Annotated in this window: 23 protein-coding genes; 10 read left to right on the top strand and 13 right to left on the bottom strand. The window is 71.5% G+C overall.

The window, feature by feature from the left end; all coding sequences use genetic code 11:
• Positions 1-18 precede the first annotated feature (18 nt).
• From ABCR83_RS28315 to ABCR83_RS28305, 3 genes are all read right to left on the bottom strand, one after another.
• Positions 19-228 carry a hypothetical protein gene (locus ABCR83_RS28315; protein WP_462698061.1) on the bottom strand — a complete coding sequence of 70 codons (210 nt, stop codon included), beginning with the start codon at positions 226-228 and terminating at the stop codon, positions 19-21.
• Positions 229-449: 221 nt separating this feature from the next.
• Entirely contained in the window at positions 450-566 is a 117-nt protein-coding gene (locus ABCR83_RS28310) for an SGM_5486 family transporter-associated protein (protein ID WP_462698060.1), read from the bottom strand.
• An 18-nt stretch (positions 567-584) separates the two neighbouring features.
• Entirely contained in the window at positions 585-1,871 is a 1,287-nt protein-coding gene (locus ABCR83_RS28305; protein ID WP_462698059.1) for an MFS transporter, read from the bottom strand.
• 47 nt (positions 1,872-1,918) lie between these two features.
• On the opposite strand from ABCR83_RS28305, the gene ABCR83_RS28300 reads away from it, so the two are divergent.
• A complete protein-coding gene (locus ABCR83_RS28300) occupies positions 1,919-2,596 on the top strand; it encodes a FadR/GntR family transcriptional regulator (protein ID WP_462698058.1) in 678 nt (225 codons plus the stop codon).
• Between the two features lie 23 nt (positions 2,597-2,619).
• On the opposite strand, the gene ABCR83_RS28295 is transcribed toward ABCR83_RS28300, so the two are convergent.
• The 3 genes from ABCR83_RS28295 to fabG all read right to left on the bottom strand — a co-directional run bounded on the left by ABCR83_RS28295 (position 2,620) and on the right by fabG (position 4,576).
• Positions 2,620-2,955: a hypothetical protein gene (locus tag ABCR83_RS28295; protein WP_462698057.1), complete on the bottom strand. Its 336-nt coding sequence runs from the start codon at positions 2,953-2,955 to the stop codon at positions 2,620-2,622.
• Positions 2,956-3,095: 140 nt separating this feature from the next.
• Positions 3,096-3,866, bottom strand: coding sequence for an enoyl-ACP reductase FabI (gene fabI, locus ABCR83_RS28290; protein ID WP_462698056.1), 771 nt, complete (start codon positions 3,864-3,866; stop codon positions 3,096-3,098).
• A gap of 5 nt (positions 3,867-3,871) precedes the next feature.
• Positions 3,872-4,576 (bottom strand): 3-oxoacyl-[acyl-carrier-protein] reductase, encoded by a 705-nt coding sequence (gene fabG, locus ABCR83_RS28285; RefSeq protein WP_462698055.1) that lies wholly within the window; start codon positions 4,574-4,576, stop codon positions 3,872-3,874.
• 202 nt (positions 4,577-4,778) lie between these two features.
• Between fabG and ABCR83_RS28280 the strand changes: the two genes are divergently transcribed.
• The 5 genes from ABCR83_RS28280 to ABCR83_RS28260 all read left to right on the top strand — a co-directional run bounded on the left by ABCR83_RS28280 (position 4,779) and on the right by ABCR83_RS28260 (position 10,144).
• Positions 4,779-6,302 carry a TldD/PmbA family protein gene (locus ABCR83_RS28280; protein ID WP_462698054.1) on the top strand — a complete coding sequence of 508 codons (1,524 nt, stop codon included), beginning with the start codon at positions 4,779-4,781 and terminating at the stop codon, positions 6,300-6,302.
• Entirely contained in the window at positions 6,299-7,702 is a 1,404-nt protein-coding gene (locus ABCR83_RS28275; RefSeq protein WP_462698053.1) for a metallopeptidase TldD-related protein, read from the top strand. Before ABCR83_RS28280 ends, ABCR83_RS28275 begins: the two co-directional genes overlap by 4 nt.
• Before the next feature lie 113 nt (positions 7,703-7,815).
• Positions 7,816-9,231: a tyrosine--tRNA ligase gene (gene tyrS / locus ABCR83_RS28270; protein WP_462698052.1), complete on the top strand. Its 1,416-nt coding sequence runs from the start codon at positions 7,816-7,818 to the stop codon at positions 9,229-9,231.
• Positions 9,232-9,384: 153 nt separating this feature from the next.
• On the top strand, positions 9,385-9,729 hold the full coding sequence (locus tag ABCR83_RS28265) for a DUF3099 domain-containing protein (RefSeq protein ID WP_462698067.1): 345 nt from the start codon (positions 9,385-9,387) through the stop codon (positions 9,727-9,729).
• Between the two features lie 190 nt (positions 9,730-9,919).
• Entirely contained in the window at positions 9,920-10,144 is a 225-nt protein-coding gene (locus tag ABCR83_RS28260; RefSeq protein ID WP_462698051.1) for a hypothetical protein, read from the top strand.
• Between the two features lie 19 nt (positions 10,145-10,163).
• On the opposite strand, the gene moaA is transcribed toward ABCR83_RS28260, so the two are convergent.
• From moaA to ABCR83_RS28245, 3 genes are all read right to left on the bottom strand, one after another.
• Complete coding sequence (gene moaA, locus ABCR83_RS28255) at positions 10,164-11,153, bottom strand: GTP 3',8-cyclase MoaA (protein ID WP_462698050.1); 990 nt, start codon at positions 11,151-11,153, stop codon at positions 10,164-10,166.
• 105 nt (positions 11,154-11,258) lie between these two features.
• On the bottom strand, positions 11,259-12,905 hold the full coding sequence (locus ABCR83_RS28250) for a solute symporter family protein (RefSeq protein WP_462698049.1): 1,647 nt from the start codon (positions 12,903-12,905) through the stop codon (positions 11,259-11,261).
• Positions 12,902-13,219, bottom strand: coding sequence for a DUF485 domain-containing protein (locus ABCR83_RS28245; RefSeq protein ID WP_462698066.1), 318 nt, complete (start codon positions 13,217-13,219; stop codon positions 12,902-12,904). The genes ABCR83_RS28250 and ABCR83_RS28245 overlap by 4 nt, the downstream gene beginning before the upstream one ends.
• A gap of 646 nt (positions 13,220-13,865) precedes the next feature.
• Between ABCR83_RS28245 and ABCR83_RS28240 the strand changes: the two genes are divergently transcribed.
• Entirely contained in the window at positions 13,866-15,389 is a 1,524-nt protein-coding gene (locus tag ABCR83_RS28240) for a S8 family peptidase (protein WP_462698048.1), read from the top strand.
• A gap of 10 nt (positions 15,390-15,399) precedes the next feature.
• Here the strand turns inward: ABCR83_RS28240 and ABCR83_RS28235 are convergent, their stop codons facing one another.
• From ABCR83_RS28235 to ABCR83_RS28220, 4 genes are all read right to left on the bottom strand, one after another.
• Entirely contained in the window at positions 15,400-16,080 is a 681-nt protein-coding gene (locus tag ABCR83_RS28235; protein WP_462698047.1) for a lysoplasmalogenase, read from the bottom strand.
• Complete coding sequence (locus ABCR83_RS28230) at positions 16,077-16,952, bottom strand: sterol desaturase family protein (protein ID WP_462698046.1); 876 nt, start codon at positions 16,950-16,952, stop codon at positions 16,077-16,079. Before ABCR83_RS28230 ends, ABCR83_RS28235 begins: the two co-directional genes overlap by 4 nt.
• Positions 16,953-17,047: 95 nt before the next feature.
• Positions 17,048-20,410: a hypothetical protein gene (locus ABCR83_RS28225; RefSeq protein ID WP_462698045.1), complete on the bottom strand. Its 3,363-nt coding sequence runs from the start codon at positions 20,408-20,410 to the stop codon at positions 17,048-17,050.
• Between the two features lie 122 nt (positions 20,411-20,532).
• Entirely contained in the window at positions 20,533-20,769 is a 237-nt protein-coding gene (locus ABCR83_RS28220) for a DUF7848 domain-containing protein (protein WP_462698044.1), read from the bottom strand.
• 113 nt (positions 20,770-20,882) lie between these two features.
• On the opposite strand from ABCR83_RS28220, the gene ABCR83_RS28215 reads away from it, so the two are divergent.
• From ABCR83_RS28215 to ABCR83_RS28205, 3 genes are read left to right on the top strand one after another with little or no spacing between them, the layout of a single operon-like run.
• On the top strand, positions 20,883-21,203 hold the full coding sequence (locus ABCR83_RS28215; protein WP_462698043.1) for a hypothetical protein: 321 nt from the start codon (positions 20,883-20,885) through the stop codon (positions 21,201-21,203).
• A gap of 31 nt (positions 21,204-21,234) precedes the next feature.
• Complete coding sequence (locus ABCR83_RS28210) at positions 21,235-21,456, top strand: hypothetical protein (RefSeq protein ID WP_462698042.1); 222 nt, start codon at positions 21,235-21,237, stop codon at positions 21,454-21,456.
• A complete protein-coding gene (locus ABCR83_RS28205) occupies positions 21,453-21,953 on the top strand; it encodes a hypothetical protein (RefSeq protein WP_462698041.1) in 501 nt (166 codons plus the stop codon). Before ABCR83_RS28210 ends, ABCR83_RS28205 begins: the two co-directional genes overlap by 4 nt.
• Positions 21,954-22,008 lie beyond the last annotated feature (55 nt).

The raw sequence follows: 22,008 nt of genomic DNA, 5'->3' as shown, positions 1-22,008 counted from the left end.
CCCGCCGGGTGGCACCGCTCACGGCAGCCACTGCCCGACGGAGTGCCGCACCAGCTCGATGGCATGGGAGGCGGAGAGACCGCCGCCGGTGTTCCGCGCATCGGCCGACGCGGGGGTGGCCAGCAGGATGAAGAGCGCCACAAAGGCGACGGCGGGCAGTGCCACGGCCCACCACGGCAGCCGGATCTGCGGGGTGTCGGGGGTGCGGGTCTGCGTGCCGGCAGGCATGGCCCACTCTCCTTCGAGGTGGTCTCCGAGCGGTTCGGTGCACCACGCCATCGCGGTGCACTCAAAAACCTACGGAGCAGGGCCTTGTTCTCCCATCCGGTAAGCCACCCACTTACCCCTGAGGCTCGCCCCCTAGGGGATGGTGGGGCCTGCACCACCATGCGCCGCCGGGAGGACGCCGAGGGGGCGGCCGTCGCGGTGGATCAGGCTGTCGCGGCGGGTCAGCGCGAGGCGATCGTCGCGATGATCCCGATGACGACGGTGATGCCGAACATCGTGCCGAGGATGGTGAGCAGGGCCTTCTGGCCATTCTTGGGATTCGGTTCGAGGACGGGCATGGCGCCAGTGTCCCATCCCTATGCACGGGCCGGAGCCGCGGGTCCGATTTCGTCCTCGATGACGCGGTCCCGGCCGGCCAGCACACCCGCCACCGCCTGAGGCACCATCAGGGCCGCCATCAGGGCGATCGGCAGCCCCCAGCCGCCGGTCTGCTGGGAGAGCCTGCCCACCAGCACCGGGCCGGGGATGGAGAGGAGGTAGCCGAGGCTCTGGGCGAACGCGGACAGCCGCACCACGCCCGCGCCGGTCCGGGCCCGCATCCCGATCATCGTCAGCGCCAGCGGGAATGAGCTGTTGGCGACGCCGAGCAGCAGCGCCCAGGCCCAGGCCCCGGCGGCCGGGGCCAGCCAGAGCCCGGCGTATCCGGCGAGCCCGAAGGCGACCAGGAGCAGGACCAGCGGGCCCTGGTGGCGCATCCGGGCCGCGATGCGCGGCAGGAGCAGGGAGAGCGGGACGCCCACCACCATGGTCACCGCCGCCAGCACTCCGGCGGTGGAGGCAGGCACTCCGCCGTCCCGGAAGATCTGCGGCATCCAGCCCATCACCACATAGGCGCCGCTGGCCTGGATGCCGAAGAAGACGGCCAGCGCCCAGGCGGTGGGGCTGCGGGTGATGCGGGTGACGGACGTGTCCTGGGAGGCGGTGGCCGGGTCGTCCGGACGTTCGGTGCGACGGCGGGCGACGAACAGCCAGGGCAGCGCGGCCGCGGCGGCGAGCGCCGCCCACGCGCCGAGGCCGAGCCGCCAGCTGCCGTCCAGCGCATCGGTCAGGGGCACGGTGGAGGCCGAGGCGATGGCGGCGCCCCCGGCGACGGCCATGGAGTACAGGCCGGTCATCGGGCCGACCCGGTCGGGGAACCAGCGCTTGACGACCACGGGCATCAGCACATTGCCGACGGCTATGCCGGCCAGCGCGAGGGCGCTGAGGAGCAGGAAGCCGACCGTGCCGCCCATGAGCGGCCGCAGGACGAGACCGGTGGCGATCGCCGTCAGGCCCGCGCAGACCACCGCGGCCGGTCCCCAGCGGCGGGCCAGCCGGGGCGCGGCCGGTCCGAGGAGCGCGAAGCACAGTGCGGGGATGGAGGTGAGCAGCCCGGCGACGGTGCCGCTCATGCCCAGGCCGTCGCGGGCCTCCTTCAGGAGCGCGCCCAGGCTGGTGACGGTGGGCCGGAGGTTGAGGGCCGCGATGACCAGGCAGGCGGCAAGGGCCCGGCGCCGCCAGGGCGAGGCGGATCCGGCTTGCGGGGCGCCGGCGCGGGACGTCCCCGCGGCGCGGGCTGTCACGGGTGATTGCTCGTCGGCCATGGTCACGTACCATATACGCAATCACCGAATCATGGGATGAATGAATTATGCCGTTGACCTCCCCCCGCCGTACCCCGCTGGTGGACCAGGTGATCGCCCAGCTGCGCAACCAGATCACCTCCGGCGAGTGGCCCGTCGGCGCCCGCATTCCCACCGAGCCGGAGCTGGTCGAGCAGCTGGGGGTGGCCCGCAACACCGTCCGCGAGGCCGTCCGCGCCCTCGCCCACAACGGTCTGCTGGACATCCGGCAGGGCTCGGGCACCTATGTGGTCGCCACCAGCGAGCTGGCCGGAGTGATGAACCGCCGCTTCGCGCACGCCGACCCGCTGCATGTGGTGGAGCTGCGCAGCGCGCTGGAGACCAAGGCCGCGGCGCTGGCCGCGCGGCGGCGCACGGCACAGGACCTCCGGCAGCTCGAAACGCTGCTGGAGCGCCGCGCGGACGCCTGGCGGACGGGCGACCCGAAACGCTTCGTGGAGGCGGATGTGATCTTTCACACCGCGGTCGTCGCCGCCGCCCACAACGAAGTGCTGACCGAGCTGTACGCGGACCTGGGCACCGTGGTGCGGGGCTTCCTGCACGCGGACATCACCGCGGAGCCGCGCCCCAGGGAGCTGAGCGACCACGCCCGGCTGGTCGCCGCGATCCGGGCCGGCGATGCCGCGGCGGCCGGGGCGGAGGCGAGTGCGCACCCCTACAGCTGCCGCCCCATGGACGGCGGATAGACGGCGGATAGGGGCCCCGGCCGTCACCGGGGAGCGTGGGTCAGCCAGGCATTGCGGATCTTCAGCCAGCAGCGTTCGGCCAGCGCGACATGGCGGGCCGGGCCCACCGTGACCGGGGCGGTGTCCATGGCCGGATCCCACCAGCGGGCGCACTGGACGTGCAGTTGGACACGGTCGGGGTAGGCATTGCCGTTGTAGCAGTCGGCGGTGGCGTGGGAGCCACGTACCCGGGTGTGGCACTCGGCCTCGAGCGGCTCCCCGGCGGCGGCGAGGGCGGCCGGGGCGGCGGATCCGGCCAGCGCGGCGGCGCTGAGCAGGAGGGCGGCCGCGCGCCGGAAGGGTAGGGAAGGGGTTGTCACGCCCGTACCTCCTCCCCCGGGTGCGCTCGGGAAGATCCCGGTCCTCACCAGTGTGCGGGCGGGCGGCCGCGTCCACGACTCGGGAACGGCCGAGGGCCGTGGGGCACTGTGCCCCACGGCCCTCGGCAGGCCCGGTGTCCTCAGGCGCCCATCATGTGGACGCCACCGTCGACATGCACGATCTCGCCCGTGGTGCGCGGGAAGAAGTCCGACAGCATGCCGACGACGCCACGGCCGGCCGGCTCCGGGTCGGCCAGGTCCCAGCCGATCGGGGCGCGGTGGTTCCAGACGTCCGCGAGCTCCTCGAAGCCCGGGATGGACTTGGCGGCCATCGACTTGAGCGGGCCGGCCGAGACCAGGTTGCACCGGATGCCCTTGGGACCGAGGTCACGGGCCAGGTAGCGGTTGGTGCTCTCGAGGGCCGCCTTGGCCACGCCCATCCAGTCGTACTTCGGCCAGGCGATCTGCGCGTCGAAGGTCAGGCCCACGATGGCGCCGCCCTGCGGCATCAGCGGCAGGCAGGCCATGGCCAGTGACTTGTAGGAGTACGCCGAGACCTGGACGGCCGTGGAGACGTCCTCCCAGGCGGCCTCCAGGAAGTTGAAGGCGCCCTGCGGGCCGAAGGCGATCGAGTGCACGATGCCGTCGAGACCGGCGCCCTCGCCGAGGTGCTCGCGCACCTTGTCCGCCAGACCGTCCAGCTGCTCCTGGTTGGTGGCGTCCAGCTCGATGACGGGAGCCGGCTCGGGCAGCCGCTTGGCGATGCGCTCCACCAGGGAGAGCCGGCCGAAGCCGGTCAGGATGACCTCGGCGCCCTCGTTCTGGGCGACCTTGGCGGCCTGGAAGGCGATCGACGCCTCGGTGAGGACGCCGGTGACCAGGATGCGCTTGCCTGCGAGGATTCCACTCATGACGTTCAGTGACCCATGCCCAATCCGCCGTCGACGGGAATGACGGCTCCGGTGATGTATGCGGCCTCGTCGGAGGCGAGGAAGCGGACCGAGGCGGCGATCTCCTCGGGCTGTGCGTAGCGGGCCAGCGGCACCTGCTGCACGATGTTCGCGCGCTGCTCGTCGGTGAGCACCCGCGTCATGTCCGTGTCCACGAAGCCCGGCGCGACAACATTGACGGTGATGTTGCGAGAGCCCAGCTCACGGGCGAGCGAGCGGGCGAAACCGACCAACCCCGCCTTGGAAGCGGCGTAGTTGGACTGGCCCGCCGAGCCCAGCAGACCCACCACGGAGGAGATCAGCACCACCCGGCCCTTGCGGGCGCGCAGCATGGCCCTGGAGGCGCGCTTGACGATCCGGAAGGTGCCGGTGAGGTTGGTCTCCACCACCGAGGTGAAGTCCTCTTCCGACATGCGCAGCAGCAACTGGTCGCGGGTGACGCCGGCGTTGGCGACCAGCACCTCGACCGCGCCCTGCTTCTCCTCGATCTCCTTGTACGCCTGCTCGACCTGCTCGGGGTCGGTGATGTCGCACTTCACCGCCAAGAAGCCCGCGGGCGGCTCGCCCGAGCGGTAGGTGATGGCGACCTTGTCGCCCGCCTCGGCGAAGGCGCGGGCGATGGCGAGGCCGATGCCCCGGTTTCCTCCGGTGACGAGAACCGAGCGGCTCAAAGGATCACCCTTCCATTTTGCGAATCCGTGGGTGGAGCTGAACTACACGAACGTATCGGTAGAGGTCGCCCGAGAGACAATCGGTCCATGACAGGGGCGGTGGACGGTCACTGTTGGATCTCTACATAACAGCCCTGGACCGCCCCCGCTGCGCGGGCCGCCGCCTGGGCAGGATGCACGGCGACGACCACCGGGAGGTCCCGTGCCCCATTCCATCGACGCGTCATTCCTCGCCCTGCCCCTGCGGCCGCTCGCCGACGCGGCCCTCGCCCGGGCTCGCTCCCTGGGTGCGAGCCATGCCGACTTCCGCTTCGAGCGGGTGCGCAGCGCCTCCTGGCAGCTGCGCGACGCCCGGCTCTCCGGTTCCACCGATGCCACCGACCTCGGCTACGCGGTGCGCGTGGTGCACGGCGGGGCCTGGGGGTTCGCCTCCGGTACGGTCCCGGCGGCGGACGCCGCCGCGCGGGTGGCCTCGCAGGCCGTCGCGATGGCGAAGCTGTCCGCCAAGGTGATCGCGGCGTCCGGGTCCGCCGAGCCGGTGGAGCTGGCCGACGAGCCGGTGCACGGGGAGCGGACCTGGATCTCCGCATATGACGTCAATCCCTTCGACATCCCCGCCGCGGACAAGACCGCCCTGCTCGCCGACCGGAGCGCACGGCTGCTGGCCGCCGACGGCGTCTCGCATGTGGACGCCTCACTGCTGACGGTGCAGGAGAACAAGTTCTATGCGGACTCGGCGGGCACCACCACCACCCAGCAGCGCATCCGGCTGCACCCGCAGCTCACCGCGGTGGCCGTGCACCCGGTGACCGGCGAGTTCGACTCGATGCGCACCCTCGCGCCGCCGGCCGGCCGGGGCTGGGAGTATCTGACCGGCACCGGCTGGGACTGGGACGCCGAGCTGGCCGAGCTGCCGTCGCTGCTGGCGGAGAAGCTGCGCGCGCCGAGCGTGCGGCCGGGCTCATACGACCTGGTGATCGATCCGTCCAATCTCTGGCTGACGATCCATGAGTCGATCGGCCACGCCACCGAACTGGACCGGGCCCTCGGCCATGAGGCCGCCTACGCGGGCACCTCCTTCGCGACCCCGGACCTGCTGGGGACCCTCCGGTACGGCTCGCCGCTGATGAATGTGACCGGCGACCGGACCGCCGAGCACGGCCTGGCGACCGTCGGGTACGACGACGAGGGCGTGGCCGCCCAGTCCTGGGACCTGATCAAGGACGGCGTCTTCACCGGCTACCAGCTGGACCGGCGGATCGCCAGGCTCGCCGGCCTCGGGCGGTCCAACGGCTGTGCGTACGCCGACTCCCCCTCGCACCTGCCCGTGCAGCGGATGGCGAACGTATCGCTGCGCCCCGCGCCGGGCGGGCCGTCGACCGACGAGCTGATCTCGGGGGTGGAGCACGGCCTCTATCTGGTCGGCAACCGGTCGTGGTCGATCGACCAGCAGCGGTACAACTTCCAGTTCACCCAGCAGCGGGCGTACGCGATCCGCGGCGGCCGGCTGGCCGGGCAGCTGCGGGATGTCGCCTACCAGGCGACCACCACCGACTTCTGGGGCTCGATGACCGCCGTGGGCGGCCCGCAGACATACGTCCTGGGCGGCGCGTTCAACTGCGGCAAGGCCCAGCCCGGCCAGATCGCCGCCGTCTCGCACGGCTGCCCCGCCGCGCTCTTCCGGAGCGTCAACGTCCTCAACACCGCGCGGGAGGCCGGTCGATGAGCAGCCGTCAGGACACTCCGCAGGAGATCGTCGAGCGGGCGCTGTCCCTCTCCCGGAGCGACGGCTGTGTGGTGATCGTCGATGAGCGGTCCACGGCCAATCTGCGCTGGGCGGGCAACACGCCGACCACCAACGGGGTCACCCGGGGCCGTACGGTCACCGTGATCGCGACCGTGCACGGCGCGGCGGGCACCGCCTGCGGGGTCGTGATGCGCTCGGCCGTCACGGCCGGGGAACTGGAGTCGCTGGTACGGGCCGCCGAGGCCACCGCCCGCGCCGCCGGCCCGGCCGAGGACGCCCAGCCGCTGGTGACGGGCCTGCCCCGGTCCCCCGACTTCACCGAGGAGCCCGCCGAGACCTCCGCCGCCGTCTTCGACGGCTTCGCCCCCGCGCTCGGCGAGTCCTTGGCGCGGGCCCGTTCGGCGGGCCGCGAACTGTACGGCTTCGCCCACCATGAGGTGGTCTCCAGCTATCTGGGCACCTCGGCCGGGCTGCGGCTGCGCCACGACCAGCCCACCGGCCGGGTGGAGCTGAACGCCAAGTCCCCGGCGAGCGGCGGCTCCACCTGGACGGCCCGGGCCACCCGTGACTTCACGGAGGTGGACCCGGTGGCGCTGGACGCCGAACTGGCCGGGCGGCTGGCCTGGGCCCGCCGCCGGACCGAGCTGCCCGCCGGGCGGTACGAGACGCTGCTGCCGCCGCATGCGGTGGCGGATCTGCTCGTCCACCAGCTGGCGCGGTCCGATGCGCGGGGCGCCGCCGAGGGCCGTACGGTCTTCTCCTCGCCGGGCGGCGGCACGAGGGTGGGCGAGAAGCTGTCGGAGCTGCCCCTGACGCTGCGGAGCGATCCCTCGGCGGCCGGGGTGGAGTGCGCGCCGTTCGTCCTCACCCGCGGCTCGGACGCCGCCCGGTCGGTCTTCGACAACGGCCTGCCGCTGGGCGCCACGGACTGGATCCGGGACGGCGTACTGGAGCGGCTGGTCACCACCCGGCACAGCGCGGCCCTGACCGGCCTGCCGGTCGCTCCCGGCCCCGACAACCTGGTCCTGGACGCGGGCGGCACCCGCTCCACGGCGGAGCTGATCGCCTCGAGCGGGCACGACGGGCCCGCCCTGCTGCTGACCTCCCTGTGGTACATCCGCGCGGTGGACCCGGCGTCGCTGCTGGTGACCGGGCTGACCCGGGACGGCGTGCTGCTGGTGGAGCGGGGCGAGGTGGTGGGCGAGGTCAACAACTTCCGGTTCAACGAGTCCCCGGTGAGCCTGCTGTCCCGGGCCACCGAGGCGGGCGGCACCGAACGCACCCTGCCGCGTGACCACATCAAGTACTTCAACCGGGCCGTGATGCCCACGCTGCGCATCCCGGACTTCAACATGAGCTCCGTCAGCAGGGGGGTGTGACCCCCGGAGCCGGGAGGGGTGGGACAGGCCGGGCCGGGAGGGTGGGGCGAGCAACGCCGAATAGACTGGGCGCGTCCAGCCTGTCCCACCTCTTCCGACTCCTCAGGAACGCCATGACACGCCTCGGCGAATCCGTCGCCCGCGCCAGCGAGCTCCTCGCACAGGATCTCTCCACCGACTCCACCGTGGAGCGGCTGCTCACCGAGACCAAGGCGCGGCGCTATCTGGACCTGACGGATCTGCCGGCCAAGGAGCAGGCCGCCCTGATCGCGGGCCGCGCGGTCGAGGTGCTGCCCGGCGAGGACAGGCTGGCCGAGCGGATCGAGGAGCAGCGGGCCGCGGGCAAGGGCCTGCACATCAAGCTGGGCATCGACCCCACGGGGACCGATGTCCATCTCGGCCACACCGTGCCGATGATCATCCTCAACCGCTTCCAGCGGATGGGGCACGAGGTCACGCTGCTGATCGGCGACTTCACCGCCAAGATCGGCGACCCGACGGGCCGTACGGCCGAGCGCCCGCCGCTCACCGACGACGACATCGCCCGGAATCTCTCGGGCTACCGGGAGCAGGTGCGGCCCTTCTTCGACTTCGAGCAGGTCCGCTTCCGGCAGAACAGCGAGTGGCTGGCGCCCTACACCTTCCCGGAGCTGCTGGCCCTGCTCACCCAGGTGCCCGTCTCCCAGCTGTTGCAGCGCGAGGACTTCCGCAACCGCCTCGCCTCGGGTTCCGGCCTGACGATGTCGGAGCTGCTGTACCCGATCGCCCAGGGCCTGGATTCGGTGGCACTGGACTGCGATGTGGAGCTGGGCGGCGCCGACCAGCTGCTCAACCTGCAGATGGGCCGCAAGCTGATGGAGCTGCGCGGGCAGCGGCCGCAGCTGGTGGTCACCATGCCGCTGATCGAGGGCACGGACGGCACCGGCGCCAAGATGTCCAAGTCGAAGAACAACTACGTGGGGCTCGGCGCGCCCGCCGACGATGTCTTCGGCAAGATCATGTCGGTCCCGGACCGGCTGATGGAGCCGTACCTCAAGGCCTGGAGCGAGTGGACGGACGAGGAGATCGCTCTGGTGCTCTCCCGGGTGGCGGACAAGTCGCTGCACCCCATGGACCTGAAGAAGGTCCTGGCCGGCGAGGTGGTGGCCGCGCTGTACGACGTGCGGGCCGCGATGACGGCGCGCGCGGGCTTTGTCGCGCAGTTCTCCCGGAAGAGCTTCACCGAGGTCGGGGCACTGCCGGTGGTGGACGCGGCCGAGCACGGCGGTGAGCCGGTCACGGCCGTGCTGAGCAGGGTCCTGGGCTTCCAGCCGAGCGCCTCGGCCGCCCGCCGGGTCGCCAAGCAGAACGGGCTGCGGCTGGTGATCGAGACCGGTGACGGCCAGGAGTCGGTGGTGCTCGCCGAGGCGGAGGCCATCCGGCCGCTGGCCGAGGTGGTCGGGGAGGCGCTGGCCAAGGCCGGGGCGGTCGCCGGTGGTGGCGTCTACCTCAAGGCCGGGCGCAGGATCGCCGAGGTGCGCGGCCTGTAACGGCCCACGGCGGCCGGGGCGGGCCCGGCGGACGGCACGCTGGAGCCCCGGTCTCGTGCCCGGCCGGGTCGCGGCGTAACGTTGAGTACAACCCGGTGCGAGGAGCGTCGGCGAGCCAATCGGGTGGTGGACGGCGTGCGGAAGCAAGGCGGTATGGAGGTCTTCCGGATCACCGGCGCCCGGCAGGGGCTGGCGGATGACGTGCGCGGCCGGCAGCGGCGCTATGTGATCTCCATGGGCATCCGGACGCTCTCCGTGATCCTCACCGTGGTGCTGTGGAACGTCGAGCGCTATATCGCGCTGGGCACGCTGGTGCTCGGTGCGCTGCTGCCGTATGTGGCCGTGGTGATCGCCAACGCGGGCCGGGAGAACGCCCCTTCCCTGCCCGGCACCTTCGTCCCCGCGCCGACCAGGCCGGCCCTTACCTCCGGCCCCGCCGGAATGCCGGACTCCACGCCGGGGAGCGGCCGTGACGGCCAACAGCCGGACCGGAACTGACTTTTCGGTTTTGGGTGGCGATCTGACAAGCTCAAGAAAACCTCAAATCAATCATGTCTTTCGGTGCCCTTCGCAGGGCTCTCCGTGACATACTTCGTAGGCGCTCCGCATCCCCCGTCGGAGCGACTGACCGACGCCGGGCGGCTCCCCCCGTGGCTGCCCGGCGTCGTCGTGCCCGTAGAGTCTCAGGGTGAACTCCCCCGAAACCACCGTGATCTGCTCCGCCAAGGGCTGCCATGCCGCGGCGGTATGGGTGTTGGCGTGGAACAACCCCAAGCTGCACACCCCCGAGCGCCGCAAGACCTGGCTCGCCTGCGATGAGCATCGCGAGCACCTCGCCAACTTCCTTGGTCTGCGGGGGTTCTTGAAGGACGTGGTCACCCTGGCGGAGTGGGAGAAGACCGCGGGCTCCTGACCGGACGCCCCCGGTCCGGCTACCCCCCGATCGCCGACATCGGCCGGCTCGGCTGCAGGAACGCCGGATCGTCGATCCCCGACCCGGCCCGCTTGCCCCGCATCGCCCGCTCCCACAGCCGGGCGACCTCTCCGTCCGTCCCCCCGGACCGCAGCGCCCCGCGCAGATCGGTCTCCTCGGTCGCGAACAGACAGCTGCGCACCTGTCCGTCGGCCGTCAGCCGGGTACGGTCACAACTCCCGCAGAACGGGCGGGTGACGGAGGCTATGACGCCGACCCGGGCGGGGCCTCCGTCGACGGTCCAGCGCTCGGCGGGGGCGGAGCCGCGCCCGTCCTCGCCCTCGGCGGTGAGGGTGAAGCGGGTGCGCAGGCTCGCCAGGATCTCCTCGGCGGTGATCATGCCCTCGCGCTTCCAGCCGTGCTGGGCATCGAGCGGCATCTGCTCGATGAAGCGCAGTTCATAGCCGTTCGCCACGGCCCAGGCGAGGAGTTCGGGCGCCTCGTCCTCGTTGTGCCCGCGCATCAGCACGGCGTTGACCTTCACCGGGGCGAGCCCCGCGGCACGGGCGGCGGCCAGCCCGTCCAGTACGTCCTGGTGGCGCTTGCGCCGGGTCAGCTCCGCGAAGACGGCGGGGCGCAGGGTGTCCAGCGAGACGTTCACCCGGTCCAGGCCCGCCTCCCCCAGCGCCCGCGCGGTGCGGGCCAGGCCGATGCCATTGGTGGTCAGCGAGAGCCGGGGCCGCGGGGTGAGAGCGGCGCACCGCTCCACGATGGAGACCAGCCCGGGCCGCAGCAGGGGCTCGCCGCCGGTGAACCGGACCTCGGTGACGCCGAGTTCGGTGACCGCGATGCGGACCAGGCGGACGATCTCGTCGTCGGTGAGCAACTCGGGCTTGGCGAGCCACCGCAGGCCCTCTTCGGGCATGCAGTAGGTGCAGCGGAGGTTGCAGCGGTCGGTCAGTGAGACGCGGAGATCGGTGGCCACCCGACCATAGGTGTCCATGAGCACGGTGCGGCCCCTCCCGCGGACTGGAATGTTCAGTAGTTCCGCAGGTTACGCGATGCCCCCAGAACCTCAACATCTTGTTGAGGTTCCGGGGGCATCCCGGGCGGCTCAGTGCGCGCCGTAGCCGGTCAGGGATCGCACCTCGAGCTCGGCGTACTTCTTGGGCTCCACGGACCGGCTGGTGAGCAGCGAGGCCACCCAGCCGAGCAGGAACCCGAGCGGGATGGAGACCAGGCCCGGGTTGCCGAGCGGGAACCAGTCGAAGCTCATGCCGGGGAAGAGCGCCTTCTCATTGCCGGAGACCACCGGGGAGAAGATCACCAGCGTCACGGAGGAGGCCAGTCCGCCGTAGATCGACCACAGGGCGCCCTGGGTGGTGAAGCGCTTCCAGAAGAGGCTGTAGAGGATGGTGGGGAGATTGGCGGAGGCGGCGACCGCGAAGGCGAGTGCCACCAGGGCGGCCGCGTTCAGCCGGTGGGCGAAGATGCCCAGGGCGATGGAGATCCCGCCGATGGCGATGGCGGCGAACTTCGCGGTGAGGATCTCCTCCTTCTCGCCGGTCTTCCCCTTGCGGATCACATTGGCCCACAGGTCGTGGGCGAAGGACGCGGACGAGGCCAGGGTGAGGCCGGCGACCACGGCGAGGATGGTGGCGAAGGCGACGGCGGAGATGACCGCGAGCAGGATCGCACCGCCCGTGGAGCCCGCGCCGCCGCCGACCTCCTCGGCCAGCAGCGGGGCCGCGGTGTTGCCCGACTCATTGGACTTGATGATCGCCTCGGAGCCGACCAGGGCCGCCGCGCCGAAGCCGAGCGCGATGGTCATCAGGTAGAAGGCGCCGATGATGCCGATGGCCCAGTTCACCGACTTCCGGGCGGCCTTGGCGGTGGGCACCGTGTAGAAGCGGATCAGGATGTGCGGCAGTCCGGCGGTGCCGAGGACCAGCGCCAGGCCCAGCGAGACGAAGTTGAGCTTGGAGGTGCCGTCCTTGCCGTACTGCAGGCCGGGCTCGAGGAACGCCTTGCCCTTGCCGCTCTTGTCGGCGGCGTGGCCGAGCAGCGTCGACAGGTTCCAGTCGAACTTGTTGAGCACCAGGATGGTGATCAGCAGCGTGCCCGCGATCAGCAGCACCGCCTTGACGATCTGCACCCAGGTGGTGCCCTTCATCCCGCCGATCGTCACATACAGCACCATGACCAGACCGACCAGGACGATGATCCAGCGCCGCGCCCCCTCGCCGCTCGCCCCGAGCAGCAGCGCGACCAGCGCCCCCGCGCCGACCATCTGGGCCAGCAGGTAGAAGATCGAGACGACGATGGTGGAGACCCCGGCGGCGGTGCGCACCGGCCGCTGCTTGAGGCGGTGGGCGAGCACATCGGCCATGGTGAAGCGGCCGGAGTTGCGCAGCGGTTCGGCGACCAGCAGCAGCGCGACCAGCCAGGCGACGAGGAAGCCGATGGAGTAGAGGAAGCCGTCGTAGCCGAAGAGTGCGATGGCCCCCGCGATGCCGAGGAAGGACGCGGCGGACATGTAGTCGCCGGAGATGGCGAGGCCGTTCTGGAAACCTGTGAAGGAACGGCCGCCCGCATAGAAGTCGGTGGCGTCCTTGGTCTGCCGTCCCGCCCAGACGGTGATGCCGAGCGTGATGGCGACGAAGACCGAGAACAGCGTGATGATCAGGGTGCGGTGCTCGCCGGCACCGCCCGCGGCGAGCGGGTGGGCGGCGGTCGGCGCCCAGTTCATTGCCACAGTCATTCCGCCGCCTCCATCCGGGCCTTGATCGCCTCGGCCTTGGGGTCGATCCTCGCCGCGGCGTGCCGGGAGTACCACCAGGCGATCAGGAAGGTGGTGAGGAACTGGGCCAGCCCGAAGACCAAGGCCACATTGATGTGGCCCAGCACCGTGGTGTCCATGAGGCCGCCCGCGTAGTTGGACAGCAGCACATACAGCAGGTACCAGGCGATGAACGCGAGGGTGAGCGGGAAGGCGAAGGAGCGGTGGGCCCGGCGCAGTTCGCCGAACTCGGTGCTCGCCTGCACTTCGGTGAAGCGGTCGGGCTGTGCCGGAATGGTGGGGTGGCCGGCCTGTTCCTGCCCTTGGGGGGTCGTGGGGGTCCTCTCCACGGCCTCTTCTGAGTCCACGTCTTCTCCTGACGAAATGACTGACGCGTGCGGCGCTGATTTCACTGAATGACTGACACGGAGTGCGAGTCGAGGGTCACGCATCGTAGAGCGACACCGCAGTATGCGACAGAGGAGTGGTCGCCGAATGTCGCAGCGTGGGCCATGCGGGGCAATACCGCCCATGCATGGCCTCGTTGACCTGGTGTGAGCACCGAGCCGCCGCTGCCGCCACAGCCCCCCGGCCGACGTCCGTTCGGCATCGTCAGGTTGACGACTCCGATACCGGCCGTGCATTCGGACCGGCCCGCCGCGATCCCTACCGCGGGTCGCTGGTACGGGCCGAGGGTGCCGTTTCCCCCGTTGAGCATCGACACCCTGCGCGACTCCTGACGATCCGTCAAGTATGTCGATCGGGCACACCCTGAGACGAAGTGTCACGATGGAGGGCGACACCTGGCGAAGTGACCAGTTCTCAAGGCTTTCTTGGGGATTTCATTGCTCGCCTGCCACGATCGGCGCTAGCTTCACTCGTCATGCACCCGCCCAGGCATGGCATATGCCCGGGCGGCGTTTCCGATGATGTGGAGAATCCATGGCTCAGCTGCGTCCCAGACGCCGGCACGCGCTGCTCGCGGCGCCCGTCGGCCTGGCGCTCACCGCCTCGCTCGGCCTCCTGCCCGGTGCCGCCGCTGCCGCGCCGCAGGCCGCGCACCCGGCGAAGGCCCACGTCAGGACGGACGGCCCGCTGCTGTCGTACGTCGTCAACACGGGCACCGACCGCGCCACGCTCACCCGGGTGAAGAAGGCCGTCGGCGAGTACGGCGGCAGCGTCGTCACGGCCTACCCGCAGATAGGCGTCGTCGTCGCGCACTCCAAGAACCCCGACTTCGGCAAGAGCCTGCGCACCCTGCCGGGTGTGCAGTCGGCGGGCGCCACCCGCACCGCGCCGATCACCTCGGCGGCCACCACCGATGTCGGCAAGCCCGAGAAGCTCAGGCTTTCCAAGGCCCGGGCGCTGGCCGCGGCCAAGGCCGCGAAGCCCGGCAAGGAGCCCCTGGAGAGCCTGCAGTGGGATCTCGCCGCCATCAAGGCGGACCAGGCCGCGAAGATCAACCCGGGCAGCAGGAAGGTCACCGTCGGGGTCATCGACACCGGCGTGGACGACACCCATCCGGACCTGGCCCCGAACTTCTCCCGGGCGCAGTCGGCGAGTTGTGTCTCCGGCAAGGCCGACACCCGCTTCGGCTCCTGGCGGCCGTTCAACCCCGATGAGGACTACCACGGCACGCATGTGGCGGGCACCATAGCCGCCGCCCGCAATGGCATCGGCATCGCCGGTGTCGCGCCGGGCGTGAAGGTCTCCGCCATCAAGGTCAGCACGGCCAAGGGCAGCTTCTTCTACGCGGAGAGCGTGGTCTGCGCGTTCGTCTTCGCCGCCGAGCACAACATCGCGGTGACCAACAACAGCTACTACGTCGACCCGTGGATGTTCAACTGCGGCGACGACCCGGACCAGAAGGCGATAGCCGAGTCGGTCGGCCGGGCCGCCAAGTACGCCCAGGGCAAGGGCACCGTGAATGTCGCCTCCGCGGGCAACTCCAACTTCGACCTGGCGGCCAAGGAGATCGCGGACAACTCCAGCCCCAATGACACCAAGCCCGGGCCCCGGAAGATCGACCCGTCGAGATGCCTGGACGTCCCGGCCCAGCTGCCCGGTGTGGTCACCGTCTCCGCGACCGGCGTCAAGTCGCTGAAGTCGTACTACTCCAACTACGGCCGGGGCCACATCGATGTGGCAGCTCCCGGCGGCGACAACCTCCAGGTGCCGGACGCCCCCGCCAAGGACGGCCGCATCCTGTCCACCCTGCCCGGCGGCGACTACGGCTACCTCCAGGGCACGTCCATGGCCTCCCCGCATGTGGCAGGCGTGGTGGCGCTGCTGAAGAGCACCCACCCCAAGTCCAACGCGCAGGAAATCCAGTGGATCCTCAAGGCCCAGGCGAAGAACCCGGGCTGCCCGACCGCTCCCGCCGACGCGACCTGCACCGGCACCAAGAACATCAACAGCCACTACGGCTATGGCATCGTCGACGCCCTGGCCGCCGTCACGGACTGACGCACCGCCGTCACGGACCGGCGCACACCGAGGGGCCGGGCAGCCGCCCGGCCCCTTCCGTCCGCGCCACCGCCTGCTGCCTCAACACCCCCTCCGCCAGCAGCCATTGCGCCCCCAGATAGCTGAGCATGATCCAGAACTGGGGCACCGGCGCCTGTGGCCACCCCGCGAGCCCGCCCGCGATCAGCGTGTCCGACAGCGCGAACAGCGCACCCCCCGCCGCCGCCCACGACCCGGCCCGGGACGCGCCCAGCGCCATCGCGGTGAGCAACAGGCCGTAGAGCGCCACCGGCACCCGCAACTCCGCCGCCAGCCCCGGCCACAGCAGCGCCACCGTGCCGAGCCAGGCCGCGCCATAGGCGGCCGCCAGGCGGCGGGTACGGGCCCCGCCCGGCGCACCGTGCCGGGCGAACAGCGCGAGGTAACACCCGTGCCCGGCCGCGAACGCCCCCATCCCCGCCAGAAACGCGGCATCCCCGCCCAGCTGCAGCAGAGCGTCCCCCGCGCAGCCGAACAGCAGCGCGAGCGCCAGCAGCCGGGGTCCGCCGCGGTGCAGCACATACTCCGCGAGCAGCGGCATCAACACCGGCTTGGTGACCCGCTCCACGGACGCCTGGCCCGACAGCAACGCCCCGAGATGCGCACCCCCCGCCGCGGCGAAGGCGGTCAGCCGCCCGCGCACGCCCCTCATCCGACCCGCTCCGGCACCGGCTCGCCCAACCGCCGCTCCGCCCGCCGGGGTTGCCAGCCCGGCCCCCGGAAGACCCGGCCCGCCCGCTCCCCCCAGCTGCGTGCCGCCCTGATGTCCCGGGCGATGGCCGCGTACTCATGGGTGGCCACCCGCAAGGGGTTGTACGTCTGGATGTTCTTGGTCAGCCCGAACACCGGACGCTCCCCCTCCGGCACAAAGGACCCGAACATCCGGTCCCAGACGATCAGGATTCCGCCGAAGTTCCGGTCCAGATAACCGCCTTGGGAGGCATGGTGCACCCGGTGATGCGAGGGAGTGTTCAGCACATACTCAAAGGGCCTGGGCAGCTTCCCCACCCGCTCGGTGTGCACCCAGAACTGGTAGACCAGATTCGCCCCGGAACAGAACGCCACCGCCGCCGGATGCACCCCGAGCGCGATCATCGGCACATAGAACGGCCAGACGGTCCAGGTCGTCCAGGGCTGACGCAGCGCGGTGGTGAAGTTGAACTTCCGGCTGGAATGGTGCACCACATGGCACGCCCACAGAATTCTGCTGACATGGTGCCCACGGTGCGACCAGTAGTAGAAGAAGTCCTGCGCCAGCAGCATCAGCGGCAGCGTCCACCACAGCACCGGCACACGCAGCGGCGTCAGTTCATAGACCGCCGTGTAAACCGCGACGATCGGAATCTTCCACAGCGCATCGAAGACCAGGCTGCCCAGCCCCATGCCGACGCTGGTCGCCGCGTCCTTGACCGCATACCCCTCGGCCTCGTCATCGGGGTGCAGCCGGTAACTCACCACCTCCAGCGCGGTGAGCAGGACAAAGGCGGGGACTGACCACAACACGACATCGGGAAGGTGCGGCATATCGGCACCATAAGCAGGCCGATGGGCTTGCCGCTAGAGGTTGTTACCCCCGGGTACCGAATTGCGCGAGTCCGGCTCCTCCCCCCCCGTGACGATCACTCCTCCGCGGTGCGCAGCGCCAGCGCCGCGTCCCGCACATCCGGACACGGATGACGGCGCAGCGCTCGCAGCTGCTCGCGCCAGGGCGCGGCCCAGTCGGTGCGGCGGCCGCCGGTGGCGGTGAGCACGGCCGCGAACAGCCCGGTGGCATGGCCACCGTCCTCGGCCAGGGACCGGGCCGCGGGCCCCCACGCCGTGTCGCCGACGCGTCGCAACCGCAGCCGCCCGTCCAGTGCTCCGGCCGTCCGGACCGCGAGCGCGGGCCTGCCCTCGTGCAGCAGGGCCAGGTGCGTCAGCTCGGCCGTCAGGGTGGCCGCGGCGGCGTCCAGGTCGACGGTCTGGACCAGGATCTCGGCCGCCTCGGTGACGAAGTCTGCGTGGCCGCCGAGGAGTTCGGCCGCCTCCCGCGCCACCCGGCGGGCGGTGCGGGAGCCCGCCCGGCCCTTCCTGGACAGGTCGACGGCCAGGTGCCGGATGCGCTGACGGGCGGGCCGGTCGCGGGCCGGCTCCGCATCGGGTGTGCCGGGGCGGGCGTCGGCGGCGATCAGTGCCGCCAGGGCACCGGTGAGCGGGGTGGCATCCGACGTTCCGGACAGCACGACGGCACACAGTCCATTGGCCGCGGCTCGCCAGCCCGACCGGTTCTCCAGGTCGGTGACGGCAGCCGCCAGCATTCCGCCACCGGCCGTCGACCAGCGCGCCCACTGGCCGAGTGCCGCGTATCCACCGGCGGCGACCTCGGGGTCGTCGGTGTCACAGAGGGCTCGTATCAGCCCGGCATAGCGCGGCCGGTGCCGCTCCGGCAGGTCGAGCGGCCGGGTCCGGAGTACGGCCATGCGCAGTTCACGCCGCCCGGCGGCGGCGGATTCCAGCACCGTCCAGGCCTCCTCGCAGGCCGGCAGCCCGGTGCTGAACGCCACACAGGCGGCCTGCACATCGTGGTGCTGGTCCGGCCGCGCGCAGACCTCGGCGAGCAGGCCCGCCGCCTCGCGCACCGGCAGCAACGTGGCCGCGAGCCGCACGGCCTCCTTGCGGCCGGTCACCTTCACCCCGCTGTCCGCGAGCAGCAACCTGCGCAGCGCCTCGGCGAGTTGGGCGGGCGCGACATGGCGGCCCGCCCGGGCCGCCGCATAGACCGCAACCCGGGCCCGGTCCCCTCCGGCGTGGGCGAGGAGTACGGGCAGGTGCTCCCCCGGGCGCTCCGTCCGCGCGAGCGCGGCAAGGGCGGCCTCGGCCAAGGGCACCTCCGCGGAATCCGCGTACCGCAGCAGGAGCTCGGTGCCGTACTCCGGAATCCACGCGGCACGGCGGATCGCGTCGGCGCGCTGATGCGCGGGGAGTGCGGCATCGGCCGCGGCCCGGTCCAGCAGTCTTGCGGCGGCGGCCTGTTGGCGGGGCAGCCAACGGCTCGCGGCCGGGAGCACGGGCGGCAGCCAGTGGCTGCCCGCCGTCAGCAGCCGTCCATAGGGAGGGGTGTCGCCCAGCACCGCATCCAGCAGATCGGTACGGTGGCGGGCCAGCAGCCCGGCCACCCCGGGCACCGTGGCGAACGAGACGTCCAGGGCGAGGAGTTCGGCCAGCCGCTCGTCCCGGGTCCGCGGATCGTCCAGCCAGAGCGGGGCGGCCTGCCGGCCGAAGCTGTCGCCGCCGTGCCGGATCGCCCGGCGCAGCAGGTCCTGCAGCCCGGGCAGGGCGCGGGCGCGCTCGCCCAGTTCATCGGCCAGGGCGAGGGTCGACCGGAAGTCGGCCTTGCGGGCACCGGCTTCGAGTGACGGGCGCAGCGCCTCGAAGACCTCGTGCTCCTGTCCGCGCCGCAGGGCGCCGAGTCGCAGCCGCCCGGTGCCGGAGATCCGGTCGAGGGTGCGCAGCGCCCAGCCGGTCAGCGCCCGGGCGCCGGAGCCCGCATGCTCCCGAAGCACTGCCGCGGCCAGGTCGTTGAGGGCCCGGTAGCACTCTCCGGAGGTGTCGCGCGCCTCGACCGCATCGACCGTGATGCGCTCCAGATGCGGCGCGGCCTCGTCCGTGAACAGTGCCGGGTGGACGCGGGCGAGCGCGGCCAGCGCCGGGGAGCGCACCGGATCCTGCTCATTGCGCAGCCGCTTCAGGCCCGCCAGCAGTTCGGTGACGACGGCCGGGTCGCCCGAGTTGGCGGCGTTGCGGAACAGCAGCCGGTAGCCGTACGCGCGGTCCGTGGCCGCCGGGCGGCGGATCTCGGCCAGCAGCTCGGGCCGCGCCTCGGCCACCGGCAGATACGCGACGGCCGCCAGGACCGTGTGCCGCGGGGCCCCGCGCTCGCGGGCCTGGCGGGCCATCCGCCGCGCCTCGGCCTCGCGCCGGTTGCGCGGCAGCACCTCGAGGAGGCTGTCCGCCAGTACGGCGTGGCCGGTGCCCCGCCCGGCCATCGCCGCGTCGAAGCAGGCGGCCCGCCGGGACGGCGGCACTTCGCGCAGCAGCCGCGCCAGCGCGGTCTCGTCGCCGCTCATCCTCCGGGCCAACTCGGCGAATTCAGCGGGCTGTTGGCGCTCCAGGGTGCGTAGCACCGGCCGGGGCAGACCATGCAGGACAGCAGGTTGGCGCCCGGGCGCGAGCAGCAGCCGCGCGGTGCGTCCGGGGTCCGCGGCGGTGAGCCGGCCGAGTCGGCGGTGAACCTGCCAGGGCAGGGCCCCCGGGCACCACCGTTCCAGCAGGTCCAGCACCCGCGACGGCTCATACCCGATGGTGGCGGCCACGCTCTCCGCGTACGCCTGCCACCATCCGCGGCGCAGCCCCTCGGGCTCCGCGGCCAGCCGGCGCTCCGCCTCGTCGAGGATCGCGCCGGAGTGACGGGCGGCGAGCCCGGACCAGTTGCCGACGGCGTGGAAGAGCTGCGGCAGCAGCTCGGCGACCGTCTCCGGCCCGCAGGCGGACAACAGCCGGGCCGCCTCCCTATCGCCCCAGCGCTCCCGGACGGTCCGGATCAGCCCCTCGGCGAGCGCCGTACGCCGGCCCTCGACCAGGGCCCGGATCAGGCCACGCCGCACGACCACGGGGGCGTCCTCCAGCGCGGCCGCCACGGCCGCGTCCGGTATGAGCCCCTGCCGGACGACGGCCAGTGCCTGCCCCCGGACAAACGAATCCGGATCCGCCAGCCACTCCCGCAGCCGGCCACTCTCCCCACCGGCCCGAGCGGCCATCGCCGCCAGCCCCCGCTCATATCTGCCGCGTCGCGCCAACTCGTCCAGCGCGGCGCCCAGTTCGCCGCTGCCGCGGAGCTCCCTGGCCCACAGCGCCAGCCGGCGCATGCGCTGCGGGTAGGACATCGGGTCGAGTGCGGCAAGCAGCTCATTGACGAGCACGGCGGCCGGAGGCTTCGGGATCACGGTGGGGATTCTCGCCGATGGGCTCTTGTTTCCCCAGTCCTTTTCCCCGGGGAACCCGCCCCGGCCGCCAACCGTCCTCACCTGTCAGGAAGCGGCCGGGGCAGGCGTCTACCGGGCTCCGGTCACCTCACCAGGGTGGCGCGCCAGAACCGGTGGATGACCTCACGGTAGCCCGCGTGCGACGGGTTGCGGCTGACGTGTTTGAACGCCCAGGTACGCACTGCCTCGAAGTCCTCACTCGCCTCGGACGATGCACCGCATGCCGTGCACTGCATTTCGTGGACGATCGCCGGAGCCTCTGGAGCGGTCTCCGGGCCGATCATCCAGTCCGCGTATCGGATCACGGTGTGCACTGTCATTTGCCCCGCTCATTCCCCGAGGTGACTGCCCTGACCTTGGCGCTCAGTTTCTCCGCGTCTGTCGCAGGCCGCACGTCGCCGGCGCACGGCAGTACCAACATGCCCGAATAGTCATGTTCGAGGGATATGCGGGTACATCGGAGTCCGGCTTCGCCGAGGAAGTAGCGGCCAACGACGCGGTCGCGCGACTGGACTACCTGGAGGATATCTACCGCGACTGGAACAACGGTGGCGCCTCCTCCGGCGGGGCCGCCGAGCGTATCTCGGCCGAGTTCGAGCGAATCCGCCGCGAACTCGGCGACCTGCTCGGTGTCGTCGCGTCCCCTGCGCGGCTGCGGACGATGCTGCGGCACCTGACCAAGACGCTGCACCCCCGGGGTACTCAACGACTGCTTCTACCAGGCCGCCACCGCGGTCTGCCGCAAGCGAGCTAAGGCGCTCGGCCGCCCGGTACCGCTGCACAACATGTGTCTGAACTGCCCCAACGCCCGCCGGTCGGCAGTGCACTTGCCCCGGCTCACCACCGCACGGGACCAGGCACTGACGGTGCTCGACCTGCCCAAGAAGGAACGCGAGGCCCTGCCCCGGCTGCAGGTGATTGCCCTGACCGACCACGCCGCCGAACTTGACGAGCTCATCCAGAGCATCACCACCGACGACACCAAGGAAGGCGCGAGGTCGGCGTGAACGACGAGACACGACTGCGCATCCGGCACACCTTCGACCGGCTCTCCGCGGGCGGCAGAGGACTCACCGACATCGACCGCGCGCTGATAGAGGCGTTCGAGCGGCTGATGCACGGGCTACCCGAACTAACCGACGGCAAGATCACGGTCGTGAACGTGTGCACCGAGGCTGGCGTCTCCCGCGCCTCCTACTACCGCTCGCCGGTGGCGCAGGCGGTGAAGGAGATCCTGGAAGCGCCGCAGACCCACCGCCCAGAACCGGAGGAGCTGCGGGCAGAAGTCGCCCGGCTGAAGAAGGCGGAGCGCGAGCTTCGCAGCGAGCACGCCGCCGAGATCCGCGAACTCAAGGGCACCGTGGCCCCCTACGCCGACCAGATCCAGGTCCTGGCCTTGCGTAATGCCGAGCTGGAGACCCAGAACGCCCGTCTCCTCGAACGGCTGCGGCAGTCCGGGGACAACATCGCGGTCCTGTCGGCCCCGAGCCCTCCTTTGCCCTGACTAGATGACTGATGCCAAGGGGTTCAGTGGTCGTACGCGGTGAGGGAGCGCATGA

This window comes from Streptomyces xingningensis (genome assembly GCF_054957865.1).
This window is presented reverse-complemented; position numbering and strand designations above follow the sequence as displayed.